Source organism: Neisseria sp. CP9 (assembly GCF_047758525.1).
Classification (GTDB): Bacteria; Pseudomonadota; Gammaproteobacteria; order Burkholderiales; family Neisseriaceae; genus Neisseria.
The window spans coordinates 1,193,585-1,207,824 of sequence record NZ_CP180502.1; the positions used below are offsets into that span (position 1 = coordinate 1,193,585).

Annotated in this window: 13 protein-coding genes and 1 pseudogene; 10 read left to right on the plus strand and 4 right to left on the minus strand. The window is 50.1% G+C overall.

Annotated features, from left to right (window positions below; genetic code table 11):
- Positions 1 to 9 precede the first annotated feature (9 nt).
- From ACMYUL_RS05645 to ACMYUL_RS05655, 3 genes are all read left to right on the plus strand, one after another.
- Positions 10 to 1,845 (plus strand): AAA family ATPase, encoded by a 1,836-nt coding sequence (locus tag ACMYUL_RS05645; protein WP_415772509.1) that lies wholly within the window; start codon positions 10 to 12, stop codon positions 1,843 to 1,845.
- Entirely contained in the window at positions 1,845 to 2,429 is a 585-nt protein-coding gene (locus ACMYUL_RS05650; protein ID WP_003686644.1) for a 4Fe-4S single cluster domain-containing protein, read from the plus strand. The genes ACMYUL_RS05645 and ACMYUL_RS05650 overlap by 1 nt, the downstream gene beginning before the upstream one ends.
- 84 nt (positions 2,430 to 2,513) lie before the next feature.
- On the plus strand, positions 2,514 to 3,302 hold the full coding sequence (locus tag ACMYUL_RS05655) for a class I SAM-dependent methyltransferase (RefSeq protein ID WP_415772511.1): 789 nt from the start codon (positions 2,514 to 2,516) through the stop codon (positions 3,300 to 3,302).
- A gap of 399 nt (positions 3,303 to 3,701) precedes the next feature.
- Here the strand turns inward: ACMYUL_RS05655 and ACMYUL_RS05660 are convergent, their stop codons facing one another.
- The gene (locus tag ACMYUL_RS05660) at positions 3,702 to 5,471 is read right to left on the minus strand and encodes an acyl-CoA dehydrogenase family protein (protein WP_415772513.1); all 1,770 of its coding nucleotides are present in this window, start codon (positions 5,469 to 5,471) and stop codon (positions 3,702 to 3,704) included.
- 105 nt (positions 5,472 to 5,576) lie between these two features.
- On the opposite strand from ACMYUL_RS05660, the pseudogene ACMYUL_RS05665 reads away from it, so the two are divergent.
- Positions 5,577 to 5,693 (plus strand): annotated as a pseudogene (locus tag ACMYUL_RS05665) (IS5/IS1182 family transposase); the annotation flags it as partial.
- Between the two features lie 157 nt (positions 5,694 to 5,850).
- Here ACMYUL_RS05665 and ACMYUL_RS05670 read toward each other — a convergent pair.
- The 3 genes from ACMYUL_RS05670 to ACMYUL_RS05680 form a co-directional block, all read right to left on the minus strand.
- Complete coding sequence (locus ACMYUL_RS05670; RefSeq protein WP_415772515.1) at positions 5,851 to 6,273, minus strand: NTF2 fold immunity protein; 423 nt, start codon at positions 6,271 to 6,273, stop codon at positions 5,851 to 5,853.
- A gap of 186 nt (positions 6,274 to 6,459) precedes the next feature.
- Complete coding sequence (locus ACMYUL_RS05675; protein ID WP_415772517.1) at positions 6,460 to 6,882, minus strand: NTF2 fold immunity protein; 423 nt, start codon at positions 6,880 to 6,882, stop codon at positions 6,460 to 6,462.
- Between the two features lie 107 nt (positions 6,883 to 6,989).
- The gene (locus ACMYUL_RS05680) at positions 6,990 to 7,622 is read right to left on the minus strand and encodes an MBL fold metallo-hydrolase (RefSeq protein WP_415772519.1); all 633 of its coding nucleotides are present in this window, start codon (positions 7,620 to 7,622) and stop codon (positions 6,990 to 6,992) included.
- Between the two features lie 129 nt (positions 7,623 to 7,751).
- On the opposite strand from ACMYUL_RS05680, the gene ACMYUL_RS05685 reads away from it, so the two are divergent.
- The 6 genes from ACMYUL_RS05685 to ptsP all read left to right on the plus strand — a co-directional run bounded on the left by ACMYUL_RS05685 (position 7,752) and on the right by ptsP (position 14,072).
- On the plus strand, positions 7,752 to 8,558 hold the full coding sequence (locus ACMYUL_RS05685) for a DNA ligase (protein WP_415772891.1): 807 nt from the start codon (positions 7,752 to 7,754) through the stop codon (positions 8,556 to 8,558).
- Between the two features lie 184 nt (positions 8,559 to 8,742).
- Positions 8,743 to 10,410 (plus strand): sel1 repeat family protein, encoded by a 1,668-nt coding sequence (locus tag ACMYUL_RS05690; protein WP_415772521.1) that lies wholly within the window; start codon positions 8,743 to 8,745, stop codon positions 10,408 to 10,410.
- Positions 10,411 to 10,836: 426 nt separating this feature from the next.
- Positions 10,837 to 11,400: a hypoxanthine-guanine phosphoribosyltransferase gene (locus ACMYUL_RS05695; RefSeq protein WP_415772523.1), complete on the plus strand. Its 564-nt coding sequence runs from the start codon at positions 10,837 to 10,839 to the stop codon at positions 11,398 to 11,400.
- 130 nt (positions 11,401 to 11,530) lie between these two features.
- The gene (locus tag ACMYUL_RS05700; protein ID WP_003755891.1) at positions 11,531 to 11,968 is read left to right on the plus strand and encodes a PTS sugar transporter subunit IIA; all 438 of its coding nucleotides are present in this window, start codon (positions 11,531 to 11,533) and stop codon (positions 11,966 to 11,968) included.
- 47 nt (positions 11,969 to 12,015) lie between these two features.
- Positions 12,016 to 12,285: an HPr family phosphocarrier protein gene (locus tag ACMYUL_RS05705; RefSeq protein ID WP_003742589.1), complete on the plus strand. Its 270-nt coding sequence runs from the start codon at positions 12,016 to 12,018 to the stop codon at positions 12,283 to 12,285.
- Positions 12,285 to 14,072: a phosphoenolpyruvate--protein phosphotransferase gene (ptsP, locus tag ACMYUL_RS05710; RefSeq protein ID WP_415772526.1), complete on the plus strand. Its 1,788-nt coding sequence runs from the start codon at positions 12,285 to 12,287 to the stop codon at positions 14,070 to 14,072. The genes ACMYUL_RS05705 and ptsP overlap by 1 nt, the downstream gene beginning before the upstream one ends.
- Positions 14,073 to 14,240 lie beyond the last annotated feature (168 nt).

The window sequence follows — 14,240 nt, forward strand, 5'->3', positions numbered from 1 at the left end:
GGTAAAAAAATGAACGAATACATCAATACATGGCTAGAAAACTTTGAACGTCAATCTATGATACGTCGGGCTTTAATCATCAGCGGAAACATCATTGACTTAGGTTTCAACCGTTATAACAAATTAATGCCGATAAACAGAATTATTGAAGAAAGTTTAAAAGCACAAGGTTTCGAACAGGTTGTATTTTACTCACGCTTGAATGGTATATCAGGTGTTTCCTCTCAGGAATGGGATGGATTGAACCGGCTCGGCATGCAGGCCGAAGTCGGTGAAGCTTACGATTTTGACGATGACGGTGAAGATAATAAAGCAATATCCGGATGCATTCCCATTCAGCCTCAGGATTTTTTTGCTACCGTTGAACAAGTCATGACCAAAACACAGAAAAAAGCCGCCTTTATCGTAGATTGGTCAAATTATCTGTTCGGGCAAATCAATGCCTTGAGTGAAACGGAACGGGCTTGGTTGCAACAAATCGCTACTGGCCTACGGGATGCCGAACAAACAACAACCGCAGAAGCGATGGGCCAACCGCAAAGCCTGTTGGTTTTTCTGTGCTCGGGCAATACCGCCTTACCGCCATCCGTTTATCTGAACAATCCTTTATTTGCCGAAATAACCATCCCCCTACCTAATATTTCCGAACGCGAAGCCGCTATTTTGGCAAGACAAACACAGTGGAAGGTTAGTGATAATTTGAGTGCGGGAAGTCAATCGTTGGCAGATTTTGTTACGTTGACCGACACCCTGACTTTACGCGATATAGATAACCTTGTCCGCTTATCCAGACAACAGCAGGCACCTATCAATATACAGAATTTAGTATCGCTGTACCGTTATGGTAAACGCCACTCCCCTTGGGAAAAATTGAATTATCAAAGATTGAAAGATGCCCAAATCACGCTGCAAAGGCGAGTCAAAGGACAAGAATCGGCAATTGGAGCCGTAAACAAGATTTTGATACGGGCATATACCGGGCTTTCAGGGTTGCAACATTCAGTTAAAGCCCGTATGCCTAAAGGCTCGCTGTTTTTTGTCGGACCGACAGGTGTAGGCAAAACCGAATTAGCAAAATCATTGGCACAATTTCTATTTGGTGATGAGGATGCCTGCATCCGCTTCGATATGTCCGAATTTAATCACGAACACGCCGATCAACGCTTAGTCGGCGCACCGCCGGGATATGTCGGTTTTGAAGAAGGAGGTCAATTGACCAATGCAGTGAAAACACGCCCATTTTCCCTGCTATTGTTTGATGAAATCGAAAAAGCCCATCCGCGGATTTTAGATAAGTTTCTACAAATATTAGAAGATGGCCGATTGACCGACGGCAAAGGCGAAACCATTTCTTTTGCTGATACCTTTATTGTTTTCACTTCCAATATCGGTGCAACTAATATTCGACCTGACGAAGATAATAAAGAAAATATTGCAGAACAATTTAAGCAGGCAGTGCAATCTCATTTTAGAGACGAACTAAACCGCCCAGAATTATTAGGACGTATAGGCGATGCAAACATTATCCCGTTTAACTTCATACAGGATGATGTTGTATTAAAAGATATAGCCCGCGCAAAACTTAAACCGTTGACAGGCCGTCTGAAAGAAAAATGGGGGCTTGAAAAACTTGTATTTGAAAATGAGGATAAAGCACTAGATGCATTAATCAAACAAGTAAATTACCAACACGGGGGACGCGGCGTATTAAACGTGTTAACAAAATATTTATTCGACCCACTGGCAGAATTTCTCTTTGAGCAAGTAGAACAGCCCCATAAATTAAAAGGCAGGACATTAAAAGTCTTGCAGGCAGGAAAATATTTTGATTTCGAGTTGGAATAATGCACTGGCTGAATATATCCCATATTGTTGAAGCTACCGAAGCTGAAGGACCGGGTCTGCGTTTTGTAATTTGGGTTCAAGGATGTCTGAAACGGTGTAAAGGTTGTTGCAATGGTGAATTACTGAAAATAAAACCTGCCCATCTTATGCGATCGAATGAAATCATCCAATTACTTAAAAACGCAACAGAAAAATATCCACTGGAGGGTCTTACCTTTCTTGGTGGAGAGCCTTTTTTACAAGCTGAAGGATTAGCCGATATTGCCGAGGCTGCACATAATCTAAATCTATCTGTAATGGTTTTTTCCGGTTACGAATATACCGAACTGTCAGAAAATAAATTTTCAGGCAGCAAAAGGCTATTAAACTCTACAGACCTATTGATCGACGGAGAATTTGATAATACACAAATAGAAACAACAAGAAATTGGGTGGGTTCGACAAACCAAAAATTCCATTATTTGACAAATCGTTATTCAGATGAGATTGAGACTCAAGAATTGTCGGTAACTAATGAGTGGAGAGTGGATAGTTGTAATAATATTCAAAGTAATGGATTACCTATTAAATTTTATCCATATTAATTTAACAACATTAAAATAATACATTTCTACCTATTATACGAAGACTTATACTATCAAATTATAAATAAAAAGGTCGTCTGAAACATGAACCCCCAAGACAAACGCTGGCAAATCCACCGCCATCTCGCCCAAGACACCGACGAGCGGCTGCAAATCGTCCGCAACGCGCCCAAGCGCATCCTGCTGGTCGGTGCGGACGCGGACATCAGCCGCAGCCTCCTTGCCGCGCGTTATCCGAACGCCGTATTCGAAGAATACGACCCGCGTGCCGATTTCCTCCAAACCGCCGCAGCCGCACGCAAAAGTGGTTTTTGGCAAAAACTCACCGGCAAAACCGTCGTCCAACACTGCCAAGCCCTCACCGACCCGCTGCCCGAAGCCTCCGCCGATATGTTGTGGGCGAACCTCAGCCTGCCCCGCGCGGACGGAATCCTGCCCGTCCTGCAAAACTGGGCAAACGCCTTGAAAACAGACGGTTTATTATTCTTCACCCATTTCGGCCGCGACAGCCTGACCGAGCTGACAGGTCGTCTGAAAGACGCGGGGATAGCGTGTGAAACGCCGATCTTAATCGATATGCACGACCTCGGCGACATGCTTGCCGACAACGGTTTCTACGACCCCGTTACCGATACCGCCAAGCTCGAATTGAGCTACCGCAAGGCGGCGACGTTCCGGCAGGACATGGAAACCTTAGGGCTATGGCACGCCTTGAAATTCAGCGACGCCCAAGCGGCTGAAGCGTTTGTGGATAAGATTTTCGAAACCGAAGGCGGTCTGACCGTTACACTCGAAACCGTGTACGGCCATGCCGTGAAAAAACTGACGCTGCCCGAGGGGGAAAATGTGGTGCGGTTTTATCCGAAAGGCTGAACGGTTTGTCGGAATAAATATAGTGGATTAAATTTAAATCAGGACAAGGCGACGAAGCCGCAGACAGTACAGATAGTACGGAACCGATTCACTTGGTGCTTCAGCACCTTAGAGAATCGTTCTCTTTGAGCTAAGGCGAGGCAACGCCGTACCGGTTTAAAGTTAATCCACTATAAAAGGTCGTCTGAAAACGTCTGACGAATGGCGTTAAAACGTTTTCAGACGACCTTTTTACGCGGCGGCAAGCCTGTTTCCTTTCCATTTCCGTCCAATGCCCGTTCGGACAGATGGCTCAATTCGACTCAGGCGTTCTGCTTCAATCCACGCTAACGCTGACAAAAGAGGTCGTCTGAAACCCAAAATCCGGTTTCAGACGACCTCTTTTCAAACCCGTATCCGTCAATAAAGTTCTAACGGCACGTCCAGCAATGCCTGCGCGTTTTCAATCTGCGCGGCGCAGGCGTAAACCTGCGGCAGGACGTGGGCGCAATAGACGCGGGCGTTGTGTTGCTGCGCGGCGTAAAAACCGCTGCCGAAGCCGTCGGCGTCGTCCTTTTGGGCGGCTTCGGCGGCAAGGTAGGCGCGGGCGAGTCCGATGGCGCCGAGCGTCAGCCCCATTTGTTGCAGGTAGGCGTTGGACGCGGCGGCGGCGAGGGCGGAACGGTCGGCGTATCCGACCATGCGGGCGATGCTTTGTTCCGCCGTTTCAATGGCTTGCGCCAGTTGCTGCGCGGCGGCGGGTTCGGCGGTGGCGAGTTTGTCCGCCAGCCCTTTGCCTTCGGCGAGCAGCTTCAAAGGCAGCGCACCGTTTTTGCCGGTGGTTTTACGGCCTGCCAAATCGGCGGCCTGTATGCCGTTGGTGCCTTCGTAAATCGGCGTAATCCGCACGTCGCGCAGGTATTGTGCCACACCGCTTTCTTCGACGTAACCCGCACCGCCGTAAATCTGGACGGCGAGGTTGGTCAGGACGACGCCGTTGTCGGTCGGCCAGGCTTTGACGATGGGAATCAGGAAATCCAGTTCGCGCTCGGCTTCTTTGCGCAATACGTTGTCGGAGCAGGCGGCGGCAACATCGGTCAGGGCGGCGGCGCGCAGATACAGGGCGCGTTGGGCGGCGAGCGTTGCCTTTTGTATCAATAACATACGGCGCACGTCGGGATGGCAGATAATCGCCACGTCGTCTGAACCGTCCGCCTCGTCGCGACCCTGCACGCGTTCTTTCGCATAGGCGAGCGCGTTTTGGTAGGCGCGTTCGGCGACGGCGTGTCCTTCAATGCCGACGTTCAGCCGCGCGGTTTTCATCATGGTAAACATATACGCCAAACCCTTGCCCGCCCTGCCGACCAGATAGCCTTCGGCGTTGTCGAACTCCATCGTACAGGTCGGGCTGGCGTGTATGCCGAGCTTGTGTTCGATGCCGATGGCGCGCACGCCGTTGCGTCCGCCCAAGCTGCCGTCCGCGTTCACCAAATATTTCGGCACGATAAACATCGACACGCCCTGCACGCCCGGCGCGGCATCGGGCAGACGCGCAAGCACCAAATGGACGATGTTTTCCGTCATTTCCTGATCGCCCCAAGTGATGAAGACTTTCTGACCGCTGAGGGCATACGCACCGTTTTCCTTCGGTACGGCGCGGGTGGCGATGTGGTTCAAATCCGAACCTGCCTGCGATTCGCTCAAATTCATCGTTCCCGCCCATTCGCCGCTGCACATTTTCGGCAGGTAGGTCTGTTTCTGCTCCTCGCTGCCGTGTTTGAACAGCGCATCCACCGCACCCAGCGTCAGCATCGGCATCAGCGACAGGGCAAGGTTGGCGGCGCACCACATCTCTTCACACGCCGCCGACACGACCGCCGGCAGCCCCTGTCCGCCAAACTCCGCCGGCGCGCGCAAACCCGCCCAGCCCGCTTCGCAGAAATCATAGTAGGCACGCGCCAAATCCGGATGGGTGGTAATCAGGTCGTCTGAAAAACCCGCGCCGTGCAGGTCGCCGGTGCGGTTGGTGTCCGCCCATTGCTCCGACGCAAACCGCGCCGCCTCGTCCAGCACCGCATCCACCGTTTCCGCATCCAATCCTTCCGCATGGGGCAGTTGCAGGATTTCGTCCAACCTGCCGTGCACGCGGATGCCGAAACGCAATTCGTTTACAGGGGCCGTGTAGCTCATGGAATCTCTCCGAAGTGAATGATTTGAAATGGATTTAGGATAAATTGGTATAGTTATACTAATCCTAAACCACAGGTTTGCAAAGCGCAGGTTTTCAGACGACCTCGGGCAAAATATAGTGGATTAAATTTAAATCAGGACAAGGCGACGAAGCCGCAGACAGTACAGATAGTACGGCAAGGCGAGGCAACGCCGTACTGGTTTAAAGTTAACCCACTATACAAGGCTATCCTTTTATTTTTAAAAAAATTATTTCAAATCAGGCAGCATGGGCGGAGCGCAGCAGGTTTGAGCGCGGTCAAAGTAGGTTGAGGTCGTCTGAAAAAGATTTCGGGCTTTTCAGACGACCTCCATTTACTAACGACAAGTTATCGTTTCTTCAAAACAATTGGCGGGACTTCTTCCATTTATCGTAATACATAAAACCCATTTGATCGATTTTCCATTCCCCGCCTTCCAAAACCAGCGTATAGGTTTTCTTTTCCTCCCCATTTTCCAACACATCTATTTCGTATTTTTTATCACTGATTTTCCGTTCGGCTGTAATGGTTTGGTTATATTCTGGCGGCATTTGAAAATCAGGAGCTTCTTGTCTAGCTTGCCTTAAAGATAAAGCTTTTTTAGATAAAAATTGGTGATGTATTTTTTTGATTTCATCAGATTGTTTTTTACTGTTTTCATCTACATCAATTTCAAAAAAAGTACCTTCATCCAAACTTTTTTGAGTAAGCCCTCCCCAATACAATTCATAATCTTTCATTTGTTGAATGAACTCAGCTAATGTTTCATGCGCGGTTTTCATATTACGAATTTCCTTTGAAGTGTTCTAAATTGCATTTTACTCATTTTCTATAAAAAGGTCGTCTGAAACGATTATCCGTGTTTCAGACGACCTTTTTAAGAAAACAAATTTTCCGGGAATCAGCCCTTCAATCAACTTTATCAAGGTATTGATTCTTAAGCCAACCGATGACAAGTTATCGTCTATTCAAAACAATTGGCGGGACTTCTTCCATTTATCGTAATACATAAAACCCATTTGATCGATTTTCCATTCCCCGCCTTCCAAAACCAGCGTATAGGTTTTCTTTTTCTCCCCATTTTCCAACACATCTATTTCGTATTTTTTATCACTGATTTTCCGTTCGGCTGTAATGGTTTGGTTATATTCCGGTGGCATTTGAAAAGAAGGAGCTTCTTGTCTAGCTCGCTTTAAAGATAAAGCTTTTTTAGATAAAAATTGTTGGTGTATTTTTTTGATTTCATCAGACATTTTTTTACTGTTTTCATCTTCATCAATTTCAAAAAAAGTACCTTCATCCAAACTTTTTTGAGTAAGCCCTCCCCAATACAATTCATAATCTTTCATTTTTTGAATGAACTCAGCTAATGTTTCATGCGCGGTTTTCATATTACTAATTTCCTTTAAAGTGTACCCAATTGCATTTTACTCATTTTGTATAAAAAGGTCGTCTGAAACGCTTATCCGTGTTTCAGACGACCTTTCGCTTTCAGGATTTAAAAAAACGGATTGCGCCGTTTTTCATGCCCGATGTCGGTCATTCTGCCGTGTCCCGCGATGACGCGTGTGTCTTCGGGCAGGACGAACAGTTTGGTGCGGATATTATGGATGAGGTCGACGTGGTTGCCGCGCGGGAAGTCGGTTCTGCCTATGGTTTCGTAAAACAATACGTCGCCCGCGATGAGCAGCCCTGCTTCGGCGCAGTAGAAAACGACGTGGCCGGGCGTGTGGCCGGGGATGTGCAGGACTTGGAAGGCGTGGCTGCCGACCTTGAGCGTTTCGCCTTCGGTCAGCCAGCGGGTCGGCTCGAACGCGGGGGAAACGGGAAAGCCGTATTGGGCGGTCGTGTCGGGCAGGGCTTGCAGCAGGAATTCATCGTCCGCATGGGGGCCGATGACGGGGACGGGGCGGTGTTCGCGCAATTCCACCACGCCGCCGGCATGGTCGAGATGGCCGTGGGTCAGCCAAATGGCGGTCAGGGTGAGGTTTTTCGCGTCCAGCTCTTGCAGGAGGTAGGAAACGTCGCCGCCTACATCGATCAGGACGGCTTCGCGGGTTTCGTCATCCCACAAGAGGGTGCAGTTTTGGCGGAAAGGGGTAACGGCAATGATTTCGGCTTGAAGTGCCATGAGGCGGGATTCCTTGGGTAGTGGTTGGACGGAGCGGATATTTTCAGACGACCTTCGGTCTGCTTATGCGGTATCATTATTATATTTGAAATAATCACTCACATTACAGGAACGTTTATGAGAACTTCAATGCAGGGCATGATACCGATTTTTGCCGCTTTTTTCATCCAAACGGCGCTCGGCGCGGATTTGATGCTGGCGCAGGAATACAAAGACCAAGACATTACAGGCTGGGCGATGAGTGAGAAGCTCGACGGCGTGCGCGCGTATTGGGACGGGCGGCAACTGGTCAGCAGGCAGGGCTACGCGTTTACCCCGCCCAAAGGCTTTACTGCGCAGTTCCCGCCCTATCCGCTCGACGGCGAGCTGTATCGCGGGCGCGGACAGTTTGAACAGATTTCCGCCGCCGTGCGCTCGTCTTCCGGCGATTGGCGCAGCATCCGCCTGCACGTTTTCGATGTACCCAAAGCGCAGGGCAATCTCCACCAACGCCTCGCCGTCGCAACGCAATGGCTGAAAACGCATCCGAACGCGCCCATCACCATCATCCCGCAAATCAAAGTCCGCGACCGGCAGCACGCGATGGATTTTTTGAAACAAATCGAAGCGCAGGGCGGCGAAGGCGTGATGCTGCGCCAACCCGAATCGCCTTATAGCGGCGGCAGGAGCAGCCAATTATTGAAGCTGAAAAGCCAATACGACGACGAATGCACGGTAACGCGGCATTATGAAGGCAAAGGGCGCAACGCCGGACGGTTGGGCGCGGTCGGCTGCAAAAACCGACACGGCGAATTCCGCATCGGCAGCGGCTTCAAAGACAAAGACCGCGACAACCCGCCCAAAATCGGCTCGGTCATCACATACCGCTACCGTGGCTTCACTCAAAAAGGCACGCCGAAATTTGCGACGTTTGTGCGGGTCAGGACGGACAGGTAAGAGCGGATGGTCGAAAGGTCGTCTGAAAACCGTATTTTTAGGTTTTCAGACGACCTTTTCACAAGTTTGACGGATACTGAATTAGTTTTCTGCTTTGGCGGAGAAAAGGAAGGCTTCGGTATATATAGTGTACAATTTTCGTCTGATTGGTTTTTAATGGATTGGTTTGATAGAGGGATAGATGATGGATGTGAATGATTTGATTAATGCAGCTTCCCAATTATTATTTAAGGAGAAAAAATACGCTGAAGCGATTGAAAAGCTGTATCAGGCTTTAGACGGGATTACGGATAAAAGCACTCAGATTGCAGAGCAAATTAGAATTAAATCTTGGCTTGGTCATTGTTATTACAAACAGGCCATGAAGGTTAAAGATACGGATGAAGCAGATAAATTGTTTGTCAATGCGATTACATATGTTCACAAGTCGTTAAAACTTGCCCAGAAACTGGAAAATGAACAATTACAACAATTACGTAGTAAGATACAGATCACTTTACAATTTTGGCTTGGTCATTGTTATCTTGAATGGATTAAGAGAACTAAAAGTACATCCAAAACGGTACAGGCTAGCGAAAAATTTTCTGCTGCCTCCGAACAATTATCAAATTTAAGTGATGAAGCAGAAAAAAAGGAATGGGAAAAAAACATCCGTCAAGGTTTAAGAGATATTGACTACCTCAATAAAGATTGGCATTCCTATTTCGAAAAGAAAAAACAAGAAATACAGGAATCGCTTTTCAAAGGCAAAACTTCACAACCGCAAGATGCCGTTTCAGCCGTGTTGGCGGTTCTCCATATTACGCCGATAGAGTTGGGCTTTACCCCGATGGCGCATTACACTTCCCCCCATGTATGCCATATATTATTCGGGATTGATGGCAACGAAATCGACAGTAAGATGCGGCTCGGCAGCTCGACCTATATGAACGACCCGTCTGAAGGCAAGGCTTTGTTGGACTTGCTGAACCAACAGGATTTAGGATTGGAAAACAAGGCGGATAGCGCGTCCCACAATGCCTTTTTTACCTGCTTCTCCAGCCGCGTCAACGACTTGAACCAGTTCCGCCTGTATGGCAAAGAAGGTGACGTAGAAGCTTCGGGCTGCTGCTTGGTGTTCAATAAAAACGGGGATTGGCTGGAAGAAGCAGATGTTTCCGCTTCGTTCCATAACCCGTCCCCAAAAAAAACTAGACAGGATTCAGACGACCAGCCGAAAGCCGATTCTCCGGATGATGAATACGAAAAGCTGCCGCTTTATCAAGTCGCTTATATTGCCTACAAAGATGAATATATTGCAGATAAGAAATGCGAAATATGGCTTTCTGCGCCCAATAAGGCTTTCGACCTTCATCAAAATTTAGCAAAAAAAAATTTGGGTTCGTCCATTCGATTCACGTTAAATACAAACATCAGTCGATTCGGTATCCGCCTGAAACCCGTCGGAAATGAAGAATGGCATCAGTTCCGCTTGGGAAAATTAAAAGAAGCGTTGGAAGAGCTTATCGGGTTTTTCAAGGACAAATCCGCCGTCAGTGACGAAGATAAAGAAGCCTTGGAATACATCCGCTATCTGTTCAAAGACTTTGCTTTCCGCGACGAAGAAGAGTTCCGTATGCTGGTCATCAAGCCAATCGATTCGGAGGAAATCGAATATTGCGATAAGACCCAATCCGTCTATGTCTCTTACGCCTATATACAGGATCAGGTGGACGAGGTGATTTTGGGTACGAATTACGAAAAAACCGGCAATCAACGCAAGGCGGAAGTGTTCCGCTATCAGATGAAGCAAAAATGCCCCGACGTCAAAGTCTCCCGCTCAACGCTGCCGATTAATCCGCCGAATAAGTAGCTTGGTTTGCGCGGCAATGCCGAACCGGCCGTAGGTCGGATACTTGTATCCGACAAAAACCTGCCATCCCAAAAACCGTCGGATTCAAGAATCCGACCTACTGAAACTGAAACCAAGCCAGTTCGGCGCATTCCGCCAACGCCCGCCACGCGGGATTTGCCTGCGAAAAGGGTTTTCCTGCTCAAAAAACGGCAATACGGGTCAAAGCGGCAGCGGGATTTCAGCCGTAGGTCGGATACTTGTATCCGACAAAAACCCGCCATCTCAAAAGCCGTCAGATTCGAGAATCCGACCTACTGCTACTGCAACTGATAGCTAGGCCGGTGTATTGAAAGCGATGGCAAAACCCGCTTCTCTGTTTTCAGACGACCTCAGCCCGATTTGGGTTTATAATTTCCTTTTTCCCAACTGATTTCCCCGTTTACCATGATCGATTTAGAAACCAAACGCCTTGAAACCCAAGCCATGCTTGATAATGCCGAGCTTTTGTTCGACCAAGACCAATGCCGTGCCGCGCTGCAAAAAGTGGCGGACGAGATTACGCGCGACTTGGGGGACAAATATCCGCTCCTGCTGCCTGTGATGGGCGGGGCGGTGGTGTTTACGGGGCAGTTGCTGCCGCTGTTGCGCTTTCCGTTGGACTTTGATTATGTTCATGTTTCCCGTTACGGCGACAAGCTGGCGGGCGGGGCGTTCAACTGGAAACGGATGCCCGACCCAGAGCAGATTCGGGGTCGCCATGTGGTCGTATTGGACGATATTTTGGACGAAGGGCACACGATGTCAGCGATTCAGTCCAAGCTCTTGGAGATGGGGGTGGCAAGCTGCCGTGCGGCTGTGTTTGCCAACAAGTTGATCGACAAGGAAAAACCAACCAAGGCGGATTATGTCGGAATGGATGTTCCCAACCGCTACGTCTTCGGCTACGGTATGGATGCAGCGGGCTGCTGGCGCAATTTGGGCGAGATTTACGCGCTCAACCAAGGCTGAGACAAGATTAAAAAAGGTCGTCTGAAAACCTTTTCAGACGACCTTTGTGCCACCATATCGCGCTATGTGGCGGGTGAACGGACGATACTTTCGCCCACACCGGCCGAATAAAATCATCAGGGAACACATCATGATCAACCTTTTAATCATTACCCACGAGGCAGTAGGCGAAGCCTACCGCAGCCTGACCCATCATTTCTTCCCGACGGGAATGCCGGAAAACATCCGCATCCTCGGCGTAGAGCCTGACGAAGACCAAAACGACATTATCAACAATGCCATCGCCGCGCTGCAAGAGTTTCCTGAAAACCACGGTGTATTGATTATGACCGACATCTTCGGCGCGACGCCGTGCAACGCCGCCCGCAGGCTGGTTCGCGCGGGCAAATCCGCCATCCTGACCGGACTGAACGCGCCGATGATGATTAAAGCGACCCAATACTCGCCCATGGCGGAAGACCTCGCCGCCTTCACTGAAACGGTCAGGGAGGCCGCCGTCAAAGGCATTTTCGCCATCACCGCCGAACCGGAAGATTTGGTGTGCAAACAGCACGCCGAAGCCGTCTAACCCGACTGACACGTTTTCAGACGACCCTGCACACCCGAAAGCCGAACATGCAAAAACAACAAATCGAAATCATCAACAAACTCGGACTCCACGCCCGCGCTTCAAGTAAATTCACCCAAACCGCGTCTCAGTTTCAAAGCGAAGTCTGGGTAACGAAAAACGGAAGCCGCGTCAACGGCAAAAGCATCATGGGCTTAATGATGCTCGCCGCCGCCAAAGGCACGGTCATCGAACTGGAAACCGACGGCTTGGACGAAGTCGCCGCCATGAAGGCATTGACTGATTTAATCAACGACTACTTCGGCGAGGGCGAATAATGAGTATCGTGCTGCACGGCGTGGCGGCGGGCAAAGGCATCGCCATCGGACAAGCCCACCTGATTACGCGCGGAACGGCGGAAGTGCCGCAATACGATGTTTCAGACGACCTCATCGACGCCGAAGCCGCCCGTTTCGATGCCGCCATCAAAGCCACGCGCAAAGAGTTGGAACAGTTGCGCAGCGCGATTCCCGAAAACGCGCCGACCGAATTGGGCGCGTTTATTTCGCTGCACCTTATGCTGCTGACCGACGTTACCCTCTCGCGCGAACCCGTCGATATTTTGAAAGAACAAAAAATCAACGCCGAATGGGCGTTGAAACAGCAAAGCGACAAGCTTGCTGCCCAGTTCGACAACATCGAAGACGACTACCTGCGCGAACGCAAACAAGACATGTTGCAAGTCGTCCGCCGCATCCACAACAACCTCGTCGGGCAAAGCAACGACCTGAATTTGACCGAAGGTTTGTTTGAAGACACCATCCTGATTGCCCACGACCTTTCGCCTGCCGACACCGTCCTCTTTAAAGAGCAGCGCATCACCGCTTTCGTTACCGACGTCGGCGGCCCGACCAGCCACACCGCCATCCTCGGCCGCAGCCTCGACATCCCTTCCGTCATCGGGCTGCACAACGCCCGCAGGCTCATTACCGAAAACGAAACCGTCATCGTCGACGGCATCAACGGCGTCCTCATCATCGACCCGGACGAAGTCGTCCTCAACGAATACCGCCGCCTCGCCCGCGAATACCGCCTCCACAAGCGCGAACTCAACAAGCTCAAAAAAACCGCCGCCACTACCGCCGACGGCATCAACATCGAGTTGCTCGCCAACATCGAATCCGCCGAAGACATCAAAGCCCTGCACAATTTCGGTGCAGACGGCGTCGGACTCTTCCGCAGCGAATTCCTCTATCTCAACCGCGACACCATGCCGACCGAAGACGAGCAGTACGAAGTGTACAGCGCGATTGTGAAAAAGATGAAAGGCAAAAGCATCACCATCCGCACTGTCGATTTGGGCGTAGACAAAAACCCCCGCTGGTTCGGTCAAAATTCCACCCCCAACGGCAGCCTCAACCCCGCGCTCGGACTCACCGGCATCCGCCTGTGTCTCGCCGAACCCGTCATGTTCCGCACCCAAATGCGCGCCATCCTCCGCGCCGCCGCCCACGGTCCCGTGCGCATGATGTGGCCGATGATTACCTCCTTGTCCGAAGTGCGCCAATGCCTTATCCACCTTGACACCGCCCAACGCCAGCTCGCCGAACGCGGCGAAACCTTCGGCACGGTCAGCGTCGGCTGCATGATTGAAATCCCGTCTGCCGCCCTGACCGTCGGCAGCATCCTCAAACTCGTCGATTTCATATCTATCGGCACCAACGACCTGATCCAATACATCTTGTCGGTTGACCGCGGTGACGACAGTGTCAGCCACCTCTACCAGCCCGGCCACCCCGCCGTCCTCAAAATGCTGCAACACATCATCCGCACCGCCAACCGCATGGAAAAAAGCGTCTCCATATGCGGCGAAATGGCAGGCGACACCGCCTACACGCGGATGCTGCTGGGCATGGGGCTGCGCCGTTTCTCCATGAACCCCAACAACCTGCTGCCCGTCAAAAACATCATCCTGCACAGCAACACCGCCCTGCTCGAAACCGAAACCGCCAAAATCCTACGCAGCGAAGATTCGGAAAAAACCGAAAAGCTGCTGAAATTGCTCAACAGCGCGGAACACGAAGAAGAGCGGCCGGAAGAAGACAGCCCGATAGCTCATGCGTAAACAGGGTTCTATAGTGGATTAAATTTAAATCAGGACAAGGCGACGAAGCCGCAGACAGTACAGATAGAGACCTTTGCAAAATTCCTTTTCCCCCATCAGCCGAAACCTAAACAAAGATTTTCGGCTGTTTTCGTTTCAAATATCCACTAATTCTACCCAATGCCCCCT